At 37.1% G+C, this 14,614-nt stretch carries 15 protein-coding genes; 10 read left to right on the plus strand and 5 right to left on the minus strand.

All coding sequences use genetic code 11. The features are described from left to right. The first annotated feature begins 56 nt into the window (after window positions 1–56). Complete coding sequence (locus ACE199_RS21005) at window positions 57–1,070, plus strand: zinc-binding alcohol dehydrogenase family protein (RefSeq protein WP_375351479.1); 1,014 nt, start codon at window positions 57–59, stop codon at window positions 1,068–1,070. 101 nt (window positions 1,071–1,171) lie between these two features. Beyond that, entirely contained in the window at window positions 1,172–2,671 is a 1,500-nt protein-coding gene (locus tag ACE199_RS21010; RefSeq protein ID WP_375351480.1) for a tagaturonate reductase, read from the plus strand. A 148-nt stretch (window positions 2,672–2,819) separates the two neighbouring features. On the opposite strand, the gene ACE199_RS21015 is transcribed toward ACE199_RS21010, so the two are convergent. From ACE199_RS21015 to ACE199_RS21025, 3 genes are all read right to left on the minus strand, one after another. Continuing rightward, window positions 2,820–3,875: a lactonase family protein gene (locus tag ACE199_RS21015; RefSeq protein ID WP_375351481.1), complete on the minus strand. Its 1,056-nt coding sequence runs from the start codon at window positions 3,873–3,875 to the stop codon at window positions 2,820–2,822. A gap of 80 nt (window positions 3,876–3,955) precedes the next feature. Next, window positions 3,956–5,704 (minus strand): adenine deaminase, encoded by a 1,749-nt coding sequence (gene ade / locus ACE199_RS21020; protein WP_375351482.1) that lies wholly within the window; start codon window positions 5,702–5,704, stop codon window positions 3,956–3,958. Window positions 5,705–5,817: 113 nt separating this feature from the next. Then, complete coding sequence (locus ACE199_RS21025) at window positions 5,818–6,285, minus strand: nucleoside deaminase (protein WP_375351483.1); 468 nt, start codon at window positions 6,283–6,285, stop codon at window positions 5,818–5,820. 194 nt (window positions 6,286–6,479) lie between these two features. On the opposite strand from ACE199_RS21025, the gene ACE199_RS21030 reads away from it, so the two are divergent. The 4 genes from ACE199_RS21030 (at window position 6,480) to ACE199_RS21045 (ending at window position 8,768) form a co-directional block, all read left to right on the plus strand. Next, on the plus strand, window positions 6,480–7,382 hold the full coding sequence (locus ACE199_RS21030) for an AEC family transporter (protein WP_252295464.1): 903 nt from the start codon (window positions 6,480–6,482) through the stop codon (window positions 7,380–7,382). A gap of 137 nt (window positions 7,383–7,519) precedes the next feature. Further along, entirely contained in the window at window positions 7,520–7,930 is a 411-nt protein-coding gene (locus tag ACE199_RS21035; RefSeq protein ID WP_375351484.1) for a hypothetical protein, read from the plus strand. Window positions 7,931–8,120: 190 nt separating this feature from the next. Continuing rightward, window positions 8,121–8,504: a nucleoside 2-deoxyribosyltransferase gene (locus ACE199_RS21040; RefSeq protein WP_375351485.1), complete on the plus strand. Its 384-nt coding sequence runs from the start codon at window positions 8,121–8,123 to the stop codon at window positions 8,502–8,504. Window positions 8,505–8,636: 132 nt separating this feature from the next. Next, the gene (locus ACE199_RS21045; protein WP_257467232.1) at window positions 8,637–8,768 is read left to right on the plus strand and encodes a hypothetical protein; all 132 of its coding nucleotides are present in this window, start codon (window positions 8,637–8,639) and stop codon (window positions 8,766–8,768) included. Between the two features lie 386 nt (window positions 8,769–9,154). Here ACE199_RS21045 and ACE199_RS21050 read toward each other — a convergent pair whose 3' ends face one another. Beyond that, window positions 9,155–9,901 (minus strand): L,D-transpeptidase family protein, encoded by a 747-nt coding sequence (locus ACE199_RS21050; protein ID WP_375351486.1) that lies wholly within the window; start codon window positions 9,899–9,901, stop codon window positions 9,155–9,157. Between the two features lie 167 nt (window positions 9,902–10,068). Between ACE199_RS21050 and ACE199_RS21055 the strand changes: the two genes are divergently transcribed. Next, the gene (locus tag ACE199_RS21055) at window positions 10,069–10,518 is read left to right on the plus strand and encodes a YueI family protein (RefSeq protein ID WP_127760522.1); all 450 of its coding nucleotides are present in this window, start codon (window positions 10,069–10,071) and stop codon (window positions 10,516–10,518) included. Between the two features lie 85 nt (window positions 10,519–10,603). Here ACE199_RS21055 and ACE199_RS21060 read toward each other — a convergent pair whose 3' ends face one another. Further along, window positions 10,604–11,431 carry a formate/nitrite transporter family protein gene (locus ACE199_RS21060; RefSeq protein WP_375351487.1) on the minus strand — a complete coding sequence of 276 codons (828 nt, stop codon included), beginning with the start codon at window positions 11,429–11,431 and terminating at the stop codon, window positions 10,604–10,606. 394 nt (window positions 11,432–11,825) lie between these two features. Between ACE199_RS21060 and ACE199_RS21065 the strand changes: the two genes are divergently transcribed. The 3 genes from ACE199_RS21065 to ACE199_RS21075 all read left to right on the plus strand — a co-directional run bounded on the left by ACE199_RS21065 (window position 11,826) and on the right by ACE199_RS21075 (window position 14,520). Further along, entirely contained in the window at window positions 11,826–12,902 is a 1,077-nt protein-coding gene (locus ACE199_RS21065; protein ID WP_375351488.1) for a branched-chain amino acid aminotransferase, read from the plus strand. A gap of 280 nt (window positions 12,903–13,182) precedes the next feature. Beyond that, complete coding sequence (locus ACE199_RS21070; protein WP_375351489.1) at window positions 13,183–13,809, plus strand: FMN-dependent NADH-azoreductase; 627 nt, start codon at window positions 13,183–13,185, stop codon at window positions 13,807–13,809. A 102-nt stretch (window positions 13,810–13,911) separates the two neighbouring features. Further along, entirely contained in the window at window positions 13,912–14,520 is a 609-nt protein-coding gene (locus tag ACE199_RS21075; protein ID WP_375351490.1) for a hypothetical protein, read from the plus strand. Window positions 14,521–14,614 lie beyond the last annotated feature (94 nt).

Genomic DNA, 14,614 nt, shown 5'->3' on the forward strand with positions numbered 1-14,614 from the left:
GAATAGGGCTCCCAGCTTTTTAGTAGATTCTAAACAGAAAAAAGGAGTGTTACTCAATGAAAAGTATTGTTTGTGAGCAACCTAAACAATTTAAAATGATTGAAATGGAACGACCTGTTCCAAACGCAGAAGAAGCTTTAATTCGTGTGCGGCGCATTGGAATATGCGGAACAGACATTCATGCTTACGGAGGGAATCAGCCCTTTTTTAGTTATCCACGTATACTTGGTCATGAGCTATCTGGCTATATTGAATCCATTCCGGAGAATGCACTAGGACTAGAGGTTGGTAACCAAATTTCGATTATTCCGTATATGGAGTGTGGAGAATGTATTGCTTGTAAAAATAAAAAAACAAACTGCTGTACAAATATGAAAGTGTTAGGTGTACATATAGAAGGCGGGATGAGCGAATGGATTACGGTTCCCTATAACCATTTAGTAAAAACCGAAGGGCTTACCCTTGACCAATCTGCTATGATAGAGCCTTTAAGTATAGGAGCGCATGCGGTTAGACGGGCTGCAATTCAAGAAGGAGAGTTTGCCTTAGTTATTGGGGCAGGCCCGATTGGCTTGGGTGTTATGGCTTTTGCTAAGGAACAAGGAGCGAAAGTAATTGCCATGGATGTAAACGATGAGCGTCTAGCATTTGCGAGTAAATGGGCAAATGTCGATTATACGGTGAACGCTTTGAATCATCCTTTAGAGAAATTAGCGGAATTGACAAACGGAGACATGCCTACAGTTGTATTTGACGCAACAGGCAACGCTAAGTCAATGATGAATGCGTTTGAATTCCCTGCTCACGGTGGAAGATTGATTTATGTAGGTTTAGTGAAGTCTGATATTTCTTTTAATGATCCAGATTTCCATAGTAAAGAGCTTACGTTAATGGGAAGTCGTAATGCTACTCGAGAAGATTTTGATTATGTTGTGAATACAGTAAAAAATGGAGTAGTAGATTTAGATTTATATATTACACACCGTACGCATTTGGATGATATGATTCAACAGTTTGAAGGATGGTTAACTCCTGAAGCTAAAGTCATTAAGGCTATTGTTGAAATATAAGCTCAAAGTTTCATGAATGTACAAGCAACCAAGTGATGTGGTTGCTTTGTTCATCTGCTGAGGAGTAAAATTTTCTGTTATGAAAGGGAGACTAGGTAACTATGAATATCAACCCGAGTCACGTGAAAAGTCTAAATAAAGATACTGACGCTGTGCAAAGTGGGCATATGATACAGGATTATCCCGTTAAAGTGTTGCAGATTGGAGAGGGGAATTTTCTTCGCGGCTTCTTTGACTGGATGATTCATGAATGCAATAAACAAGGGAATTTTCAAGGAAGTATTGTTGTCACCCAGCCTCGACCATCTGGAAAAGGAAAAATAGAGAAATTGAAGCAACAAGATGGATTATACACGTTGATGATACGGGGGATTCAAAACGGGGAGAAAGTAGAACGTAAGGAGATCATTTCTGTTTTTTCAAAGGCAGTGGATCCGTATGAAGAATGGGTTGAATTTTTGGAGTTGTCCCAAAATCCTACATTAGAATTTGTAGTCTCTAACACGACAGAAGCAGGCCTTACCTACCAGCCTATTTCTTGGAAAGAGGGAGAACCGATTGAATCGTTTCCTGGAAGACTAACGGCCTTTTTATATGAGCGCTATTTATATTTTAACGGAGATTCAGAAAAGGGCCTCATCATGCTGCCGTGTGAACTTTTGGAGAGAAATGGTGATACATTGAAGCAATGCGTTCTTCAGCACAGTAGGGACTGGGAATTACCGAAGTCATTTATGGATTGGGTGGATCAAGATAATCTTTTCCTCAACTCTCTTGTAGATCGCATCGTAACAGGTTTCCCGGCTAAAGAGGCGGAAGCATGGTTTGCAGAGTGGGGCTACGAGGATTCTTTATTAAATACAGCTGAGCCTTATCATGTATGGGCGATAGAAGGTGATCCATCTTTAGATCAGCGTCTTCCGTTGAAACAATCCGGTTTAAACGTGCATTGGGTTGAGGATTTAGTCCCTTATCAAATGAGGAAAGTTCGTATTTTAAATGGTTCACATACATTAATGGCCCCACTAGGTATTCTATCTGGATTGGATGAAGTGGGACAAGTTATGAATCACCCAAGTTTTAATGGGTTTTTGCGTCAAGCAATCGAGCAGGAAATTATTCCATCACTATCTTTTGCCCGTAATGAGATGATGCAATATGCAGAAAGCGTTCTGGAACGTTTTATGAATCCTTTTGTTCAGCATCGTCTTGCCGACATTTCATTAAATAGTTTATCGAAGTTTAAGGTGCGTCTTCTCCCGACTTTGGAAGCTTATTTTGAGAAGGAAGGTAGGCTGCCTGTCTGTGTTGTACGGGCTTTTGCTGGTTTGATCCGCTTCTATAAGGTACAGAAAGTGAAAGGAAGTTACGTAGGGAAACGCTTTGATGGCAAAGAATATATCGTGAACGATCATGTACAGACAGTTGAATTTTTTAAAGAACAATGGTTCCGTTATGAAGCAGCAGGAATTTCAATTCAACAACTCGTTGAGAACGTTCTTAGCAATCAATCCTTATGGGGGAAAGATTTGAATATGTTTCCAGGCCTTGCTGCCGAATTAAGTCATCACTTAGAAAATAATGAGGCTGATATCTTGTAAGAAAAACTTGTTTGATGACCTATTTTAATCATCAAACAAGTTTTTAGTATAGATGAAGTAATCTGTTATTCATGATATTGGGCATGGGGGAGATTGTATAATTAAGGCGGATAGACGTTATTTTTCCGCATAGACCATTCTTCAATCTTTAACGTTTGGTATAAGAAAGAAACTTCACACATACCGGATAAGGAACGGATACGCTCCCTTGAAGCAGCGTTAATCGTCCTGTTTGCTGATCGCGTGCAAATAAAGTAAGGTTCCCCGATTCCTCATTTGCAGCAACAAGAAATGCTTCAGACGGATCAAGTGAGAAATCTCGCGGCCAATGTCCTTCTGTTCCGATAAGCTGTAGTAAGGTAAGATGTCCGGTTTCGCTATCAACAGCAAACACTGCAATGCTATCGTGACCGCGATTAGCTGCGTAAACAAAACGACCGTCAGACGATATAGAAATCGCACTTCCTTGATTGTTGGTGTAGAAATCACTTGGAACAGAGCGAATGCTTTGACTCATCTTAAAACATCCGGTGTTTTTTTCGAATTGGAGAACGATGACTTCCGGACGAAGCTCGGCCATGACGTAGACGTATTGTTGATTTGGATGAAAAACAAGATGTCTTGGGCCGCTGCCAGGAGCTGTTGCTAACCGATTTACTTCATGAAGTTGATCTTGTGTGACGCGATATGTAAGGATGGAATCGATTCCTAAATCGACAGCAATGATATACTGCTCATCAGGGGAGAATCCAGCATAATGAGTATGTGCTTTTTCTTGTCGCTCTTTGTTTGGACCCGAACCTTTATGTTGAATAGTGGATATAACATGGCTAAGAGCGGCATTTTCCTCAATATGATAGGATTCAATAAGTCCGTCTCCATAGCTTGCTGCAACAAGCATGTTGTTGTGCTTGTTTACACTAATATGGCAATACGATCCATTTTCAGATTCAGATGTATGTAATAAAGTCAGTTCACCGGTATTGGAATGAATGGAAAAGCTTGCAATAGCGCCTTTTCCTTCTACTTTATAGTTGGCATATAAAAATTGGTTGTTATCACTAATAGCTAAATAAGTTGAATCCGTTAATGTCGCAGCTAAGCGAGGCTGACTAATTGTGCTTGTTTTTGGGTCAAGTGTAAATGAATAGATTCCCTTGCTTATTCCTCTTGTGTATGTGCCGAGATAGCCAATGAATGTCAAGGTATTTCCCTCCTTTGTATCTCGTATTATAGCGTCAAAAAGGTGCCCTCAAAAGAGAGGAACACCATAAGTTGATTCTGTTAAGTAGACGATACGGCTTCAATTGGAATATGAGAAAAAGAAGAAGTAAGGAATAGCCCTTGATCAGTTAATTTAATTTCAGGAATGACAGGCAATGCTAAAAATGCAAGTGTTAAAAACGGATTAAATTGTTGACTTACGTTCAATTTGGTTAGTGCTTGATCTATTTCCGCTAATTTCGTAATGACTTGTTGATAGGGGGAGGTCGACATTAAACCAGCAATCGGTAGTGATAATGAGGCCAATACTTCACCATGCTGAATAACGACTAAACCGCCTTGCATTTCTTTAATCGTTCGAGCAGCTATCGCCATGTCTTCGTTGTTTGTTCCCGCGATGATTAAATTATGGGAATCATGAGCAACCGTTGTCGCAATGGCCCCTGACTTTAATCCGAGGCCTTTCACAATGCCGAGCCCTATATTTTTTGTATGATGATGTCGTTCAATCACAGCTAAAGTTAAGTGATCGACATCGCTTGAATATTGAAATATACCTGTATCGTCAACATTCACTTTTTCGACTAGATGTTTTGTAATAAGACTATTTGGAATAATTTCGATAATATTAGCTAAGTTATTTGCGAAAGAAATAGCAAAGTCCGTTGCTTGTAACTCATGAAAATGAACGGTATTTTTCAATGAACCTTCTATGCCCAATGGTTGTACTTCTGGAAAATGAATCAGTTTACCTTGTGCACAAACTAGTTCTCCATTTTTATAAACCGAATCAATATTAATAGAAGATAAATCATTGAGTAATAAAAAGTCCGCTTTATATCCAGGAGCAATGGCTCCTTGATTCGCTAATCCAAAACATTGTGCTGTATGAATAGAGGCCATTTTAATTGCATTAATCGGTTCAATCCCGTGTGTAATGGCTAGGCGAACATTATAATCGATGCTTCCTTCATGATGAATATCATCTAGATGACGGTCATCTGTGACAAACAAGCAGCGGTGAATATTGTTTTGGTTGATAGCGGGAAGAAGATTGATTAAGTCTTTGGCAACGGTACCTTCTCGAAGCATTAAATACATACCATTTCGAAGTCGTGCCTCCGCCTCTTTGGCTGTTGTACTTTCGTGATCAGTTGTAATATGAGCACTCCCATACACGTTTAGCTGTTGGTTTGTTAATCCCGCGGCATGACCATCTATTTTTTTATGCAAGGAGTTTGCATCTGTTAATTTTTGTAACATATCAGCATCACAACTTTCGACAGCTGGATAATTCATTACTTCTGCTAATCCAAGTACGCGGGGATGCTGATAAAATGGTAATAAATCTGAGCTGTTTAATGTCGCGCCAGCATGTTCAAAAGAAGTAGCAGGAACGCAAGAGGGGAGCATAAAGTAGAAGTCAAAAGGGAGCTGCTCCGATTGGTCCAGCATATATTGAATGCCCGTTGATCCAGCAACATTAGCAATCTCATGAGGATCAGCGATGACACATGTTACACCGTGCACAAGCAGTGCTTTCGCAAATTCTGAAGGACGAACCATGGAGGATTCGATATGAACATGTCCATCAATGAAGGATGGTGATACATACTTTCCTTCGACATCGATTTCTTTTTTACCCGTATATGTTCCGATGCCGGCAAAAAAGCCGTCCACAATGGCGATATCTCCTTCAAAGATATTTCCGTTAAACACATCGATAATTTTGCCATTTTTAATGACGCAATCAGCCGCTTCTTTCCCGGAAGCTACGTTAATTCGTTTTTGCAACATACGTTGATCCATCGGTCCATCACTCCTTTGTCACATCATCTCTTTATAAATTAAACTCTGTTATGGTAAACGGTTGAGTTTAGCTTATTTGTGTGATCAATAATATTATTTAACAAAGCTTTGAATTAATATTCTACTTTATCGCTGAAAGTTTCCCACGTTCTAAACGGTAAATCATAGTTTGGAGAATCTAGCTTTTTCATTTGTAAGGAGCGTTGATGGATGGGGAGTTCTAGCTCTTCATAGATAAATTGATCATCGAAACCGATTGCAGCAGCATCTTCTTTCGTACAAGCATAATAAACGGCTTTTGGGCGTGCCCAGTATAAAGCACCAATGCACATTGGGCAAGGCTCGCAGCTTGTATACACTTCGCAATCGTCTAGTTGGAAGGAGTTTAAATTTTTGCATGCATCGCGAATGGCTTGAACTTCAGCATGGGCTGTTGGGTCATTTGTTGTTGTGACATTATTACATCCTTTACCGATAATTTTTCCATCTTTAACAATCACGGCTCCAAAGGGACCGCCGCCTTTTGCTAACACATTGTCTTTCGCTAGTTGAACAGCCATATCCATGAATTTTACATCCATGTTTAACACTCCTTTTCGTTATGAATATTAATGTTAAATTTTGTAACATAACTCATATATACATATTACCATGGAATGGGTTTAATGACATGCTAAGTGTGTATAAAAATGGGATGTATCCTAGCCTAATTTTACTTTCGTTATACGAAGTGATAGAGTTGGATATAAATATTTTAGTAGTGAAGGTGAAAAAATTGGAGTTTTTAGGTGTATTATTGCCGATTTTCGGTATCTTTGTCCTAGGGTTTATCGGTCAGAAGAAATTTCATTTAGAGCCAAAAGCAATCTCAACGGTGTCTGTTTATTTAATGTCACCTTTTCTTGTTTTTCGCACTTTTTATACAACGGAATTTAATACGGATTATTTATTCTTAATTTTCTTTACATTTATTCTTTGTATATCGCTCGTTTTAATTGTCTATATTGTGTCGTTCATTCGCTCGTATTCGCGAACTGAAACGTGCAGCTTAATTTTGGCCTCGGCATTTATGAATAATGGAAATTATGGTACACCGGTTGTTTTCTTATTATTTGGTGCTGTTGGTTTAGATTATGCAATTGTCCTGATGGTCGGTCAACAGCTTGTAATGTGTACGATTGGGATTTATTATGCAGCAAAGGGAAGTCCTGAAGGAAATGGAATTCAGTCTGCGCTTCGTGCCGTCAGACGAATGCCGATTGTATATGGTGCAATAGCGGGTTGGCTGTTTCATTTCTTCCATATCCCATTAAGTAAACCGATTATGGAAGCTATTAGTCTTGTGGCGGATGCAGCGATCCCAACCGTAATGCTTGTACTAGGAATGCAGTTAGCGACCATTTCGTTGCGAAAAATGAAAGTACGAAGAATTTCGCTTGCTTTGTTCCTTAAATTAGCGATTTCGCCAACAATCGCATTTTTACTAACACTGATTCTCCCTGTAGATGAAGTTATTAAACAAATTATGATTATTGTTGCGGCGATGCCATCTGCAGCTAATACAACGATGTACGCCTTGCAATTTGAAACAGAACCCGAGTTTGTTTCCAGTGTAACATTTATTAGTACGGTCTTAAGTTTGGTTACTTTGCCAATTGTTTTCCTTATATTATTATAGATTTTATGAATTTACAGTTATTTCCAAAACTTCAGAAAAGACTTTTTGAGCAGAACGTTATAAAATTTAATTAATTACTTTAGCTATGTTAAATGATCTTGTTGAATCGTTACTATTTTAGATGAGGAGGGGTAGGAGTGCTGCAAACGACAGTTGACTTAGTGAATGTAGAACAAATTGAGGCGATTTTAAAAGAACTTGTGCAAGATTCCTATGATGAAGTGAAAGAAGAAGGGCTATTATTATGCATGGAATGTGGGGATGTTGATTTGTATATTACAGCATCACATCATGAACTGCTTCAAGATGCAATTCACCGTAACTTTCAGGTTGATGAATATGGGAAAGTAATCAATCGTGAAAAATATCAACAGTTAATGGATGATTTGAACGAATATTTTGTAAAGCTTCATATAGAAAGTGATTACTTTGATTACTATCCAGCAGGTACATATGAAGTAAATGGAGAACAACGTGTATCGGAGACAGATATGTTGGCACCCAAAGGTCAGTTTTATGCACCGTTTGAAGATGCTAAATATATATAAGAATGTTCTTTTTCGAAAAGGCTTGGCTTAAATGTCGGTTTCGAAAAAAGTACTAAACATCCTAGTCGGATTTTCAACCTTATCTATATATGGATAAGGTTTTTGTTTTTTATAAAGGATATTTTGTTTTTTGCAAAGAATAAATTATATAGGTAACAAGTAATAAGACTTATTAACGGGGGGGATATTTGTGCAATATTATTTAGCAACGGATGAAAAAAATAAAAAGCAAGTGCGTTCGTTAGTGAAGAAGCTCAAAACAAGAGGCTACAATTGTTTGAATGATTTAAGCCAAACATCTTGTAAGTCTAATACTGTAAACATGGGTGAGTCGGAAGAGCAAATGATAGAAAAGGCTGATTTTATTTTAGTGTTTCTCAAGGCTGGAAAAGGGAGTTTGTATACGATTGGCTATGCGCTTGCTTTAAAGAAAAAGATTATTGTATATTCTCCTGAGAAAGAACATTATCATCTTGGAAAAAAATCGATTTTTCACAACATGCCATATGTTGATATTTGCAGTGGTACGTTTTATAAATTAGAAAAAATGCTTCACTCTGTATTTGTAGCGTAAAAGCGTACAAGATTCGTTTCAAATCTGTAACAAGTAAATAACAATTATTACATTATAGAAGTTACCCCCACATTGTTTAATCATGATCTCGTATTGTGTAATAGAACATAAATTAAAGGGGAGAGATTTGATTTGAGAATAATCGATATCGATCAATTATTGTTAGCGACAGTAGATATAGAGACGGAATCGGTTGCAAATCAACTTCATACGTTTCATATATACGATATTGATCAAGTATTGGAAAAAACAAGAGATGAGTGAAAGCATGACAATGTGTGCATGCTTTTTTCTTTGTTAAAAAAGTTGAGTGATAGGCTCTTTTTAACAAAGAAAAAAAGCTCCTTACTTGAAGGAGCTTTATACGAAGTTATGATAAGATTGTCATGAAGGTACATACGCATGGATGGGCTAATCCTGATGCATTATTCTTGGTTGTGAGATGAGGATTAAGACTGACGGCCTTTAATAAAGCCGAGCATAACGAACATAGCAACAGATCCAACAACAAAAACTCCCTTAATAATGCCAACAAGAAGTTCATCGTACATGTATAAGACCTCCATAAAAAAGAATTAAGATACAGCATAGAATTTACCATTTCTAGGTGAATTATAACATATTTGTTGAAGGGATTAGTAACAAAAGCGTTAATTCAAGTTTAATGCTTTTCGCGTTTGCGAACCGACGACCCCATCCGCGGTTAAGTTGTTATCCTTTTGAAACTTTTTAACGGCCGTTTCCGTATTCGAACCAAATATACCGTCTGTTCCTTTTGTTGAATAGCCAAGTGAGGTTAGTTTCTTTTGTAGCGCAACAACTTGAGGACCTTGACTTCCTTTTTTCAGTACTGTATCGACTGTTCCAACTGGCATTGTTTCGGTCCCTGTCACTTTAAAGCCATTAGCAGCGGCAATAGCTTTAAATGATTTAGACGAGCTTGTAATAATAACAGGCGTACCTACTTTTACTTTTGAATAAAGCCACTTTACATCTTCATTGTACATGCGAACGCAGCCAGCACTTACATATTTACCAATAGAACTGGCGTTATTATTGCCATGAATGGCATAGGTAGTACCCGGCGTGTTTCTTGCATTAATGCCAAGCCATCTGTTCCCTAAAGGATTTCTTGGGTCACCGCCTCTAATGTTTTCTTTGTAGTACGGTCTGTTGACAATTTTGTTGACAATCTTAAACTTTCCTTCGGGGGTGTACGAAGGTTTTTTACCAGTCGCAACGAGAAAAATTTTGGTGAGTTTATTATTCTCATAGTAGGCTAATTGATTAGTAGTTTTATTAATGATAATCAATTGCTTTGAAGCGGCACCGGCAGGCGGACTGTAAAAAACAAAACAAGAAACGAAAAATAATAGCACTACGAGTAATTTCTTCATATCTCTTTCCCATCCTTCTAAATTGGCGAATCCTTTTATTTTATGCATCGTAAAGAATCTGGATGACAAATAGAAGCTAAAATAGGTATAAAAGCAGGATATGTTTTTAGGAAACACACTTTATGGATGATTTCATACATTGAAGTAAACAATGGGGGGTGGAGAATATGGCAAAAGCTAATATTGAGGATTATTTAGAGCAGGGGATGTATGGAAAGAAGGAAATTAATCCAGCAGAAAGACGAAAATATCTTAGTTCATTACGAGAGCGCGTTATTGTGGTGCTTACTCAAGCACAAGTGCTAGAAAAAGAAGTATACACAGAACTTCTTCCATTATTCAAACAACATCCGAAAGCGTGCGTATTTTTAAATGGTCATATGAATTATACTCATCTTATTAAATATGTGAAATTGGCAACGACTCACAATATTCGCTATAAAATTGTGTTAAATAAAGATCATAACTCTGACCTGGGGTTAGTTTTTGCAGAAGAGTTCGCCATTGATCGAGATAATATTTATATAGAAAAAAAACAGAAAAGTGTAAACATAAAGCCGGTGAAAAGGAGTTTTTGGAAACGGCTTATCCGTTTTTGCAGAAGAATAGTAAAATAAGTTGTATGTGTACATATCATCATACAAGTGAATGCCAAACCAAAGCCTCTATCGTTATGATAGAGGCTTTGGTTTTAATATAAGCTTAAGATGTTTTTTTTAAGTAAGGGACATCTTCTCTTTCTTTTTCTTCTGTTTTCTTCTTATTAGAATGGATATAAGCTCCGAAGAATAAACCGGCTACTAAAATGCCGCCTCCAACTGCGTTTCCTAAAAATACCGGTACGAAATTACTGAAGTAGTCCGTCCACGTTAAGGCTCCTGCAAAAATTGCAGCTGGAATGATAAACATATTGGCCACAACGTGTTGAAAACCGATAGCTACGAATGCGACAATTGGGAAAATCATACCCATAATTTTTCCAGCAGTATCTTCTGCACTATAAGTAATCCACACCCCTAATCCAACAAGCCAGTTACAACCAACGGCTGAGATAAAAGCCATCCAAAAACTATCTTCCACCTTAGCTGTTGCTGTATAAATCGTTTTTTCTAAGTAGACGCCTGATCCTGTTAATCCAAGTAGATGTCCGAAAAAATAGGCAACAAAAACAGCACCAATAAAGTTGGTGATGGTAATTAATGTCCAGTTGATTGTCAGTTGTTTAACTGTAACTTTCTTAGCGAGTGCGGCCATTGGAACAGCCATCATATTTCCCGTTAATAATTCACCACCAGCGATGATTGTAAGAATTAAGCCTAGCGGGAAGACTGCGCCTCCGATTAAAGCATTCAGTGTACCCCATTCATGCGGTAAATCAGCAACGACGCGAATATGGAATAAGTATCCTAATGAAATGTAAGCGCCACCTAAAAAACCTAAAATGAGAATGCTTAAAAGTGGCATTGAAACTTTCTTTACCCCTGTTTTTACGGCGATATTCGCCATTTCTTGTGGATTATTGTAACCCATCTTGTACCCCCTTGTTGTTCTTTCAAATTCAATCATTTGTAAATTTGTGAAACAAATCCCTATTGATATAGTACAATCAACTTCACCCAAATTATTATGCCATCTGTGTTACTAAAAAGCTATTATAAAATGATGTTACAGGTGATTTTTTTAAAAAAAACTATAGTTATTCCATGTGTTATATAACAATAAACCTGTACTACTATAACTAAATGTATATTATATAACAAGTGAATTTTCTTATATTTTCTCAGTCTATTTATAAATTGAAAATAAAAATTTTCCGAAAATTTTGTGATATAAGGGTTGAACTTTACTTCATGGAAGGAGTAAAATAATTAATACAGATTTTAATTAAAAGTCTAGTAAATTAAATCAACAAGGGGTCTTGGTAATGAAGGAACAAGAATTGGCAATCACGCTTAGCACAACAAAAAAGGAAAAGCCGCAAGCGGATCAACTTCAATTTGGTAAAAATTTTACTGATCATATGTTTATTATGGATTATATGCAAGGACAAGGATGGCATGATCCAAGAATCGTTCCTTATCAACCGCTCACATTAGAGCCATCGGCAATGATTTTTCACTATGGACAATCTGTTTTCGAAGGATTAAAAGCTTATTTGACAGAAGAGGAAGAAGTTCTTTTATTCCGTCCAGAAAAGAACTTTGAACGCTTAAATAGATCAAACGAACGTTTATGTATTCCAGAGATAGATGTAGAGTTCGCTTTAAAAGCATTAAAAGAGTTAATTCGTGTCGATCGTGATTGGATTCCACAAGAAGAAGGTACATCTTTATATATCCGTCCATTTATTATTGCAACAGAACCATACTTAGGTGTATCACCATCGGATCGTTATCAATTTATTATTATTATGTCACCAGTAGGTTCTTATTATAAAGAAGGAATTAAACCAGTTAAAATCGCGGTGGAAACAGACTTTGCCCGTACTGTTAGAGGTGGAACAGGTGAAGCTAAAACAGGCGGTAACTACGCTTCTAGCTTAAAAGCACAGGAAATATCTGAAAAGTCAGGGTACTCACAAGTTCTTTGGTTAGACGGTGTAGAGAAGAAATATGTTGAAGAAGTAGGTAGTATGAACGTATTCTTCAAAATCAACGGTGAAGTTGTTACACCGGCTCTTAATGGCAGCATTCTTCAAGGGATTACTCGTGCTTCAATTATTGAATTATTGCAATATTGGAATGTTCCAGTAACAGAGCGTCGTATTTCGATGCAAGAAGTTTACGATGCGTATAAAGCAGGTCAATTAGAAGAAGCGTTTGGAACAGGAACAGCTGCTGTTATTTCTCCAATTGGTGAATTTTATTGGAAAGAGGAACAAATGGTCATCAACAACGGTGAAACAGGCGAATTATCCCAAAAATTATATGATACATTAACAGGAATCCAAAACGGTAAAGTAGCAGATCCGTTAAATTGGATTACAAAATTAGAAGATTAAATTACACAATCACACTAATATACAAATACGACAAAAAACCCTTTTTTAGAAAAAGGGTTTTTTTGCATGCTATGCAAAATGAGAATAGAGGAAAATTAATAAAGCGATTTCGCTTCTAACATAATGAAATGTTATGGATACTATAAAGACAAATCGCTTGTAGTAATTTTAAATGTATATCTAGAATGTAATTGTATTTAAACCAAGGTATTTTAAGCGGTTATATTTGGATTGACAACATATGCTTTTTAGGTAAATACAGCAGGTGGAGGAACAGGATATGTCTAAAGTATTATTAATTAAAGCAAATGACCGTCCAGCGGATCAAGCAATTAGTACAAAAATGTATGAAACATTTGTTAGCACATTTAAAGAAGCGAACCCAAATGAAGATATTACAGAGTTAGATCTTTTTGCCCTTAATCTTCCTTATTTTGGACATACTGCGATTTCGGGCGGATATAAACGCAGCCAAGGCTTAGAATTAACAGCGGAAGAAGCAAAAGCAGCGGATGTAGTGGAACAATACTTAAATCAATTTTTAGCAGCAGAAAAAGTAGTGTTTGCTTTTCCTTTATGGAATTTTACCGTGCCAGCACCGCTTATTACTTATATTTCTTATCTCGCACAATCAGGGAAAACATTTAAATATACCCCAGAAGGTCCAGTAGGATTAGCGGGTGATAAGAAAGTTGTCTTATTAAATGCACGTGGTTCTGACTATTCTACTCCAGAAATGAATTCTGTAGAGATGGCCGTTAATTATGTAAAAGTAATGCTTAACTTCTGGGGCATTTCTAGTCCAGAAACAGTCGTGATTGAAGGGCACAATCAATATCCAGATCGCTCTCAAGAAATCATTGCAGATGGTTTAGAAAAAGTAGCGCAAGTAGCAAGTAAATTTTAAATTGTTTAAACACCAGTATGACTTCCATGCTGGTGCTTTTCATGCAGTTTTTTTCCGTGGTTCGCTTATAATAAAGAGAAGAATAAGAAAGGGAGTGATGCTATGCAAACGTTTAAAACACGTGAAGAAGTAAAAGAAGAAGAAAAGTGGAATTTAGCGGATATTTATGAAAGCCAGGAACAATGGGAAGCGGATTTTGAACGAGTATCAAAGAACATTGATCCGCTTAAAGCGTATGATGGAGCGATTCATAATGCTAAGGATTTATATGAATACCTTCATGCAAGTGAAGAGCTTGGGAGTGCATACAATAAATTATATGTTTATGCGATGCTGCAAACGGATTTAGATACAAGAAATAGCGAATCGCAAGCTTTGCTGGATCGTGCGGGCCAATTAGGGAGAAAAATTAGTCAGGCCACTTCATTTTTTATGCCCTTTTTGTTAAGTTTGGAAGAATCTACATTAAAGAGCTACATAGCAGAAGTGAAAGGGTTAGAATATTTTGAAGAAGATTTATGGGATTCTTATCGATATAAAGCCCACGTTTTAACAAAAGAGCAAGAAGCGGTTATTTCTCAAATTGGTGAGGCAATGTCAGCCCCGCAAAAAACGTTTGGTATGATTAATAACGCAGATATCAAGTTTGGAAATGTGACAACAGAATCCGGAGACAAAGTAGAACTAAACCAGCTAATAGTTTGTCAATAAAAATCTTTTAAATTAAAAATAACTTCATGCTATACTAAAAATGCACAACTCAAATAACCCTCTGAACTTAGTTTGGAAGGTTTTTGCTTTATTT

This window comes from Peribacillus sp. Hz7, from assembly GCF_042136355.1.
GTDB classification, from domain to species: Bacteria; Bacillota; Bacilli; order Bacillales; family DSM-1321; genus Peribacillus; species Peribacillus asahii_A.

Coding starts and splice junctions, on each gene's coding strand:
- ACE199_RS21005 (WP_375351479.1), top strand. CDS start 57: ATGAAAAGTATTGTTTGTGAGCAACCTAAACAATTTAAAATGATTGAA.
- ACE199_RS21010 (WP_375351480.1), top strand. CDS start 1,172: ATGAATATCAACCCGAGTCACGTGAAAAGTCTAAATAAAGATACTGAC.
- ade (WP_375351482.1), bottom strand. CDS start 5,704: ATGGATCAACGTATGTTGCAAAAACGAATTAACGTAGCTTCCGGGAAA.
- ACE199_RS21025 (WP_375351483.1), bottom strand. CDS start 6,285: ATGGATGTAAAATTCATGGATATGGCTGTTCAACTAGCGAAAGACAAT.
- ACE199_RS21050 (WP_375351486.1), bottom strand. CDS start 9,901: ATGAAGAAATTACTCGTAGTGCTATTATTTTTCGTTTCTTGTTTTGTT.
- ACE199_RS21055 (WP_127760522.1), top strand. CDS start 10,069: ATGGCAAAAGCTAATATTGAGGATTATTTAGAGCAGGGGATGTATGGA.
- ACE199_RS21060 (WP_375351487.1), bottom strand. CDS start 11,431: ATGGGTTACAATAATCCACAAGAAATGGCGAATATCGCCGTAAAAACA.
- ACE199_RS21065 (WP_375351488.1), top strand. CDS start 11,826: ATGAAGGAACAAGAATTGGCAATCACGCTTAGCACAACAAAAAAGGAA.
- ACE199_RS21070 (WP_375351489.1), top strand. CDS start 13,183: ATGTCTAAAGTATTATTAATTAAAGCAAATGACCGTCCAGCGGATCAA.
- ACE199_RS21075 (WP_375351490.1), top strand. CDS start 13,912: ATGCAAACGTTTAAAACACGTGAAGAAGTAAAAGAAGAAGAAAAGTGG.